Raw genomic sequence first — 8,195 nt, 5'->3', positions numbered from 1 at the left:
GGAGCGACCGCATCAATTTAATGTAATGATGGTCTACCACCGGCAAAAGCAGAGAAATTAGCTAAAAAGGTGTCCGGGTTTTGTTGACCACTACAGGAAGAAAAAGTATTCTGGGTTATCTCGATAGCGTTGGTTGGGCTTATTGCCCCAGCGCTTTTTTTCTATGAAGAGTTTAATAATTTACCGCCAGGTGGTCCCACAGACTGGGCTGCGTTTGGTAGCTTTTACTCCGGTATCGCTACGCCAGTGATCGCATTTTGCTCCGCTCTAATATTTTTCCGATCAATTGTTATTCAGAGAGATGAATTCGATAAAACCCGCCGTGAGATGCGACAAGCGACTCAGATTCAGCTGGGAGCTGAAACGAGACGACAGCAGCTGTTTCTTCAAGAACGTTTGGAACGAACTATTCCTAAGGCTCGCCAGCTTCAGTCCAATTGCTACGATGAATTCACTATAATTGTTGACTTGAAACGGGGGCGCCAAGACGACGTGATTGGTGAGTTTGCGACAAAATTTGATAAAAATTTAGATGAAATAGCGCGTGAGGACAATTCTTTAGATGTACTGACTTTGCTCTCCCCGTACTTTTTAAAAAGTCGTCACTTAGCTGACATGTTGATTCGCTATATTAATGCAGGTGGCGATGTCTATTTCCACCTGGATATCACTGATGCAGTACAATCGGAATTTGAGTACGTACGAGAAGTTATTGACGCATATGGCTTAACGTCCCACGAAGACTATATAGAGTACGCAGAATCTATGAATTGCCTTCGCAGTGATATCAATAAAACCATGCAATATTATACAGAGGGCTTATATACGACGCATAGTTAAACTACAAAGCCCCCGTGCATAACAACGGGCCAGCCACCTCATACTGAGCCCATTCTCTGTCAGTAGTGGTAGTCGCACTGTTTTCGCTGTAAGAATCGGTCCATAGCAACTTCCCTAGAGCGTCCTCTTTTACTCGAAAAATGACTAGGCTGGTTTTGTTTTTAACCAACGCGTAAATATGCTTCGTATCCGGAATTCGGCATCGGATAGGTCGACATCGTCAGGGAGCTGGTCACTCACTCTCTTTCAATCTTGTTCACTTGCACGTCGTAAGCTTTATCCAGTTTTTGCTCTAATGTGCGGTCATCTTCGTGGCGAAAAGCAAGTTCAGCGTGAGGCAGAATGCGTTCAGCTAAACGTTGTGCAACGGAGTCTCTGAACTTTTGTTCGTTATCTAGTGCTTCATTATCTACTTCCAGCGTAATTTGTTGTCTGTCGCCTAAGTGTGTGTACTCAACGCGATAAGTCGGCATCTGAATATCTCCTCGTTGTCAGTTCGTTGCTTTCCTGCGACTATGTTGTGACTAACAATCTAGCCTATAACAATAAAATCGAGGTCAGAATGAAAAAGCTCTACTTATCTGCATTACTTGCCACCGCTGCGTTTGGATCGCTATTACCAGCCGTACAGGCGGATGACCATGATGTTGAATACGCTATGGCCATTCATGGCGGAGCCGGTACTATTACCCGCGCGAATTTAACTGCCGAACAAGAACAAGCCTACAAAGATAAACTGACGGAAGCTTTAGAGGCTGGGCGTAAGATATTGAAAGAAGGCGGTGACAGCACCACCGCTGTTATCGCGGCTATTCAGGTAATGGAGGCGTCGCCGCTGTTTAACTCTGGTAAAGGCGCGGTTTATACCTGGGACGAAGAACATGAGCTGGATGCTTCGTTAATGGAAGGCCTGAATGGCAATGCCGGAGCCGTTGCCGGTGTGAAGACAGTAAAAAGCCCAATAGAACTGGCGCGTGAAGTAATGGAAGAGTCGGTACACGTAATGCTAAGTGGTGAAGGCGCAGAGCTGTTTTCCCGGCAACAAGGGCTGGAGCAGGTCGAGAACAGCTACTTTAATACTGAGCACCGTTATCAGCAGCTACAAAACGCCAAGGAAACCATTAAGAAAAGTGAACAGCCAGAGCAGCAAGCCTGGGAGTATCTGGATTTAGATTACAAATACGGCACAGTAGGTGCTGTGGCTGTTGATAAAAACGGGCTATTAAGTGCAGGCACATCAACCGGCGGCATGACAGCCAAACGTTATGGTAGAATAGGGGATTCCCCCATTATTGGTGCCGGCACCTGGGCGGATAACGACAGCTGTGCAGTGTCTGCTACTGGACACGGGGAATATTTTATTCGCTTCCATGTGGCGGCTGATATCTGCTCGCGGGTTAAGTATAAAGGGCTTTCGGTCAGTGAGGCCGGCGATGAAGTCATTCACGGGGTGCTGGAACAAGCGGGTGGTACCGGAGGCGTTATTATTATTGACGCAGAAGGCAATATTGCTATGCCGTTTAATACCGAAGGTATGTATCGTGGCTATATTAAGGGCGAAGGTGATGCCCATATTGCTATTTATAACGAGGATGAATAAGTTCGGAGTCTATGAGTCGTCAAAAATCGCAGGATAAATCACAAAGTCAGCCTTTTGTTGATAAATTTCAGACACAATTAGAGCAATGTACAACACAACAGGCCGCGCTTTTGCGCGGTCGTTTGCGTGGTCTGAGTAAAATTAAAAACGAGCAACGACAGCAGCAGGTGCTGGAGCGGATAGCTGCGGACATTGAAATTGCCGAGTTGGCATATTTAGAGCGTCAGCAGCAAAAGTTTCATATTAGTTATCCCGAAGAATTGCCGGTTGCCCAGCAGCGTGATGACATTAAAAAAGCCATTGAGCAGAATCAGGTGGTGGTCATTGCCGGTGAGACCGGTTCGGGTAAAACCACTCAGCTACCGAAAATGTTGCTGGAACTGGGTTACGGTCGCAAGGGTACCATTGGTCATACTCAACCACGACGTCTGGCAGCTCGCAGTGTTGCCGCCCGTATTGGTGACGAGCTGCAGGATCACGCGAAAAAGCAGGTGGGTTATAAAATCCGCTTTCAGGATGAAACCGCACCGACTACGGCAATAAAACTAATGACCGACGGTATGCTGTTATCCGAACTGCAGCAAGACCCTCTGCTACTGCAATACGACGCCATTATTATTGATGAAGCGCATGAGCGCAGTCTGAACATCGACTTCTTGCTGGGTGTTCTGCATACGCTGCTGCCCAAACGCCGTGATCTTAAAGTTGTTATTACCTCAGCGACTATTGAAACCGAACGTTTCTCCAAACACTTTCACGATGCACCGGTATTGACGGTAACCGGGCGAACCTATCCGGTTGAAGTCCGGTATCGTCCGCCTAAAGAAGATGGCAAAGCTGCTGATGCCGATGTTCTTCAGGGGGTTTGTGAGGCGGTGGAAGAGCTGCAACGTGAAAGTGAAGGCGATATTCTTATTTTTGCCAGCGGTGAGCGCGAAATCCGCGATTACGCAGATGCTATCGGTGAGCTGCAGCTGCGCAATACCGAAGTTTTGCCGCTTTATGCGCGTTTGTCGTCGCACGAGCAGAACCGTGTGTTTCAGTCGCACAGTCAACGGCGGGTGGTTATTGCCACCAACGTAGCAGAAACCTCATTAACCGTGCCGGGCATACGCTTTGTAATTGACCCGGGCACAGTGCGCATGAGCCGTTACAGTTACCGCACTAAAGTGCAGCGCTTACCTATTGAGCCAATTTCACAGGCCAGCGCCAACCAGCGTAAGGGGCGTTGTGGCCGTATTGGTCCGGGTATTTGTATTCGCTTATACAGTGAAGAGGACTTTTTGCAGCGTCCGGAATATACCGACCCGGAAATTCTCCGTACCAATTTGGCGGCGGTGATACTGCAAATGTCGTCGTTGCGTCTGGGTGATATTCGTCAGTTTCCTTTCGTACAAAAGCCCGACGAACGCTTTGTTAAAGACGGTTTGAACTTATTGGAAGAGCTGCATGCCATTAAACCCGGGCGTAAAAATGAACAACCGAAATTAACAGATACAGGACGGCAGCTGTCACGGCTGCCGCTGGATCCGCGACTGGCCAGAATGGTCATAGCCGGGCAGCAATATGGTTGTGTCCGTGAAATGCTGATAATTACCGCGGCTCTGAGTATTCAGGACCCGCGTGAACGGCCACACGATGCGCAGCAAAAAGCCGATGAATGGCACCAGCGTTTTCGTGACAAAAGCTCTGACTTTATGGCGTTTCTCAATTTATGGAACTACGTCAAAGAGCAGCAGAAGGCCTTGTCAGGGAATCAGTTCCGTAAGCAAATGGGTCGTGAGTTTATTCATTTTATGCGCTTGCGTGAGTGGCAGGATATTTACACGCAGAGCCGACAAACGGTTCGGGAAATGGGGTTATCCATTAATGAAGAACCTGCCACTTTCGAGCAAGTACACCGGGCTTTAATTACTGGCTTATTGTCTCAGGTGGGCTTTAAAGAAGACCGACACGAATATCAGGGAACACGGCAAACGCGTTTTCATATTTTCCCTGGCTCAGGTTTGTTTGGTAAACCGCCCAAGTGGGTTGTTACTGCTGAACTGGCGGAAACTTCAAAATTGTATGCGCGTATTAATGCCGATATTGACCCGCTGTGGATAGAAGAAGCCGCGCCACACTTAGTTAAAAAACAATACCTTGAGCCTCATTTTGAGAAGAAGCAAGGCAGTGTTATTGCCGATGAGCAGGTCACGTTACTGGGACTTATTCTGGTACCCAGAAGACGTGTCCAGTTTGGTCCGGTGGCACCGGTTAAAGCCCGTGAAATATTCATTCGCGAAGGGCTGGTTAATTCACAGCTAACGCGCAAGCTGCCGTTTATTCAACACAACTTAAAGTTGATAGAAGATGTTCAGGCGCTGGAGGCGAAGTCACGGCGGCGCGATATTCTGGTGGATGAAGAGGTGCTGTTCGAGGCTTATGACCGCGCCATACCCGAAGGCATCTATAACGAAAAGTTGCTGGCAGGCTGGTGGCATAAGGCGGCCAAAAAAGAGCCTAAACTGCTGTTTTTTGAGCGCGACGATCTTATTGCTGGCGAAACCGAACACATTACCGAAAATGAGTACCCGGAGTTTTGGCGACAAGACAACTTGCGATTGCCGTTAAGTTACCATTTTGAGCCTAACGCTGAAGACGACGGTGTCAGTGTGAATATTCAGCTGGGTATTCTGAATCAGGTGAAGCCCGAAGGTTTCGACTGGCATATTCCTGCATTACGCGAGGAACGTATTGCTCACTTAATTAAGTCGCTGCCAAAAACCTTACGCCGTAATTTTGTACCGGCGCCTAACTTCGCTGGCGCGATTATAGCCGATATTGAACCTCTGCAAGGGCGCTTAACCGAGGCTATGGCGACTAAGTTGCGGCGTATGACCGGCGTGACAGTTCCGGAGGAAAACTGGGATGAGTCCTCGCTACCGGCTCATTTACGCATGAACTTTAAGATTCTTGACGGCAAAAAGTTGGTTAGCCAGGGGCGCGATCTGCAAAGCCTTCAACAGCAATTGTCGGGTAAAGTGCAGCAGCGGCTGGAGAAAACCGCCGGTGACGATATTAGTCGTGAGCGCGTCGATAGCTGGGACTTCGATGATTTACCTGAAGTGATCACCGAACGTCAGCAAGGTTTTGAGCTTAAGGCGTATCCGGGCTTAATTAATAAAGGCAAAGGACAGGTTGCGCTGCAGTTATTCGATAACCCGGAGCAGGCTAAGAAGCATCATAAAGCCGGTGTACGGGAATTGTTATTGCAGCACATACCGTCACCTATTAAGCATTTACAGAAGTCACTGTCGAATAAAGCCAAGTTGACTATGTACTTTAACCCCTGGGGTAAAGTGGATGCGTTAATAGCCGACTGTATAGCAGCGGCGGTAGACGGCCTCATTCAGGAACAGATTGAGCAGGGCAATGAGCTCCGTGAACAAAAGGGCTTTGAGCAATTAAAAGATATTGTTCGTGCTAATTTGAATGATCGTGTTGAACAAATAGCACTGGAAGTTGAACAGTGCCTGCTATTGTCACAACAGGTTAGAAAGTCTCTTAAAGGTAAAATTCCACTGGATCAAATCCAGTCCCGGGGCGATATTCAGGACCAACTGGATAACTTAGTGTTCGCCGGATTTGTCTCTGCTTTTGGTGGGGAGCGTTTGAGTGACATTGTGCGTTATTTAAAAGCTATTCAACGTCGGCTAGAAAAACTGCCGGTTGACCCGAATAAAGACAGGTTAATGACACTGACTCTGACAAATCTGGAAGAGCAGTATAAAGCAGCGGTGAAAGCGTATGAAAATAAAGGCTCGGTGGTTCCGGATGACGTTGCTGAAATTCGCTGGATGATTGAGGAGCTGCGAGTGTCATTCTTCGCGCAGACGCTGGGAACGAAGTATCCGGTGTCAGAAAAGCGGGTTAAACAAGCAATAGAGGCGGCTAAATAGCCGCCTCTACGATAGGGTTACATTACTTACACAAAGTTATGCAGTGTAAAGCCCTAAGTTTTCTTTTGCGTAGGCTTCAAATTCTGTGAAGCCGCCAACGTGTTGTTCGTCGACAAAAATTTGAGGAACCGTTTGTACCGGTTTGCCTACCGTTTTTTCCAGGTCAGCTTTGCTGATGCCTTCAGCGTGAATGTCGACATAGCGATAATCAAAATCTTCCATATCGGCTTTTAATTTATCCGCAACTTCTACGGCACGAACACAAAAAGGACAACCCGGACGTCCAAAAATGACTGTAAACATGAAATACCTCTCTCACAAAAATTTATGGTGCCATTATCCAGATTTTATTGCTGGTTAACAATTGTTCTGCACGATGGGCACAATCGATTTAATGAATAATACTTAGTGGTCAATGTCCAGATCTGACTCCGGGACACAACAGCAGGGCAGAATGTCGCCTTTTCTGACATAAGCCAGAGGTTCTGTTGTATAACGGACTTTACCGGACTTTAGGGTGCTACGGCAGGCACCACAAAAACCACTGCGGCAGTGGTAGTGCATTTCTAACTGATGCTTTTCTAAGGCCTCGAGTAAGGTGCCTTCAGTCGCGTCAACGGCAAGTTCGGGCCCACCGTTGACAGTGACTTTAAAGGTGTTAGCCATAGCTTAGAGATCAAAGTCCCCAAGGTCGGAAGCATTAACTTCGCTGTCTATCTGACCAACAAGGTAAGAGGTAATTTCTGATTCCTGCGGCGCTACCTGAACGTTGTCTGAAACCAGGTATTTGTTCATCCACGGTAGTGGATTAGAACGCTGGTTCTCAAACGGTGCGTCAAAGCCAATGGCCTGCATACGTAAGTTCGCAATATATTCGACGTACTGACAGAGCATGCTCTCGTTCAGGCCAATCATTGAGCCGTCTTTAAACAAGTAGTGCGCCCACTGTTTTTCCTGCTTCACAGCAGTCATGAAAATTTCATAGGCATCGTCACGCAGTTCTTCGGCAATTTCTTTCATTTCCGGGTCGTCTTCGCCGTATTGCCACAAATTAAGAATGTGCTGTGTCGATGTCAGGTGAACGTTTTCGTCGCGGGCAATCAATTTAATAATTTTTGCGTTGCCTTCCATTAACTCACGTTCTGCAAAAGCGAACGTGCAGGCGAAACTGACATAGAAACGAATAGCTTCCAGCGCGTTAACCGAGTTAATGCATAAGAATAGTTTCTTCTTAATTTCCCGCTGGGTCACGGTGTGGGTTTTGCCTTCAACAACGACATCGCCTTCACCGTGCGTCTGCAACAGCTGAGTATAGAAAATAAGATCATCGTAGTATTTGGAGATGTCATTCGCGCGAATTTTAATTTGCTCATTAATGACGATATCTTCAAAGACTTCGCTGGGGTCACTAAACAGGTTACGCAGAATATGTGTGTACGAGCGCGAATGTATGGTCTCAAAGAATGACCAGGTTTCAATCCAGGTTTCCAGTTCCGGAAGAGAAACAATAGGCAGTAACGCGATATTCGGCGAACGCCCCTGAATTGAATCTAACAGTGTTTGATACTTCAGGTTAGAAATAAACACATGCTTTTCACTGGCTGTTAGCTTGTTAAAGTCGATGCGGTCGCGGCTGACATCGATTTCTTCAGGTCGCCAGAAAAAGCTGATTTGTTTTTCAATCAGCTTTTCAAAAATGCTGTGTTTTTGCTGGTCGTAGCGAGCAACGTTAACGGAGTTGCCTAAAAACATAGGCTCCGTTAACGGGTTATTCTGCTCTTGATTAAAGGTTGAGTACGACATTCGCTAAAATC

7 protein-coding genes are annotated in these 8,195 nt (G+C 47.1%); 3 read left to right on the top strand and 4 right to left on the bottom strand.

Annotated features, from left to right (window positions below; all coding sequences use genetic code 11):
• Nucleotides 1–129: 129 nt before the first annotated feature.
• Nucleotides 130–840, top strand: coding sequence for a hypothetical protein (locus B2U97_RS11415; RefSeq protein ID WP_286822658.1), 711 nt, complete (start codon nt 130–132; stop codon nt 838–840).
• 236 nt (nt 841–1,076) lie between these two features.
• On the opposite strand, the gene B2U97_RS11410 is transcribed toward B2U97_RS11415, so the two are convergent.
• Complete coding sequence (locus tag B2U97_RS11410) at nt 1,077–1,313, bottom strand: hypothetical protein (protein ID WP_034821012.1); 237 nt, start codon at nt 1,311–1,313, stop codon at nt 1,077–1,079.
• A gap of 89 nt (nt 1,314–1,402) precedes the next feature.
• On the opposite strand from B2U97_RS11410, the gene B2U97_RS11405 reads away from it, so the two are divergent.
• Together B2U97_RS11405 and hrpA are read left to right on the top strand one after the other, a co-directional pair.
• A complete protein-coding gene (locus tag B2U97_RS11405; protein ID WP_286822659.1) occupies nt 1,403–2,440 on the top strand; it encodes an isoaspartyl peptidase/L-asparaginase family protein in 1,038 nt (345 codons plus the stop codon).
• Between the two features lie 11 nt (nt 2,441–2,451).
• Nucleotides 2,452–6,381 (top strand): ATP-dependent RNA helicase HrpA, encoded by a 3,930-nt coding sequence (gene hrpA / locus B2U97_RS11400; RefSeq protein WP_286822660.1) that lies wholly within the window; start codon nt 2,452–2,454, stop codon nt 6,379–6,381.
• Between the two features lie 36 nt (nt 6,382–6,417).
• On the opposite strand, the gene B2U97_RS11395 is transcribed toward hrpA, so the two are convergent.
• The 3 genes from B2U97_RS11395 to nrdB all read right to left on the bottom strand — a co-directional run bounded on the left by B2U97_RS11395 (nt 6,418) and on the right by nrdB (nt 8,184).
• Entirely contained in the window at nt 6,418–6,684 is a 267-nt protein-coding gene (locus B2U97_RS11395) for a GrxA family glutaredoxin (protein ID WP_011234612.1), read from the bottom strand.
• Nucleotides 6,685–6,786: 102 nt separating this feature from the next.
• The gene (gene yfaE, locus B2U97_RS11390) at nt 6,787–7,047 is read right to left on the bottom strand and encodes a class I ribonucleotide reductase maintenance protein YfaE (RefSeq protein WP_011234611.1); all 261 of its coding nucleotides are present in this window, start codon (nt 7,045–7,047) and stop codon (nt 6,787–6,789) included.
• 3 nt (nt 7,048–7,050) lie between these two features.
• Nucleotides 7,051–8,184, bottom strand: coding sequence for a class Ia ribonucleoside-diphosphate reductase subunit beta (gene nrdB, locus B2U97_RS11385; protein WP_011234610.1), 1,134 nt, complete (start codon nt 8,182–8,184; stop codon nt 7,051–7,053).
• Between the last annotated feature and the right edge of the window lie 11 nt (nt 8,185–8,195).

Origin of the sequence: Idiomarina sp. UBA3176 (assembly GCF_002364295.1) — a bacterium.
In the GTDB taxonomy this organism is placed as follows: Bacteria; Pseudomonadota; Gammaproteobacteria; order Enterobacterales; family Alteromonadaceae; genus Idiomarina; species Idiomarina loihiensis.
This window is presented reverse-complemented; position numbering and strand designations above follow the sequence as displayed.

Coding starts and splice junctions, on each gene's coding strand:
- B2U97_RS11405 (WP_286822659.1), top strand. CDS start 1,403: ATGAAAAAGCTCTACTTATCTGCATTACTTGCCACCGCTGCGTTTGGA.
- yfaE (WP_011234611.1), bottom strand. CDS start 7,047: ATGGCTAACACCTTTAAAGTCACTGTCAACGGTGGGCCCGAACTTGCC.
- B2U97_RS11395 (WP_011234612.1), bottom strand. CDS start 6,684: ATGTTTACAGTCATTTTTGGACGTCCGGGTTGTCCTTTTTGTGTTCGT.
- B2U97_RS11410 (WP_034821012.1), bottom strand. CDS start 1,313: ATGCCGACTTATCGCGTTGAGTACACACACTTAGGCGACAGACAACAA.
- hrpA (WP_286822660.1), top strand. CDS start 2,452: ATGAGTCGTCAAAAATCGCAGGATAAATCACAAAGTCAGCCTTTTGTT.
- nrdB (WP_011234610.1), bottom strand. CDS start 8,184: ATGTCGTACTCAACCTTTAATCAAGAGCAGAATAACCCGTTAACGGAG.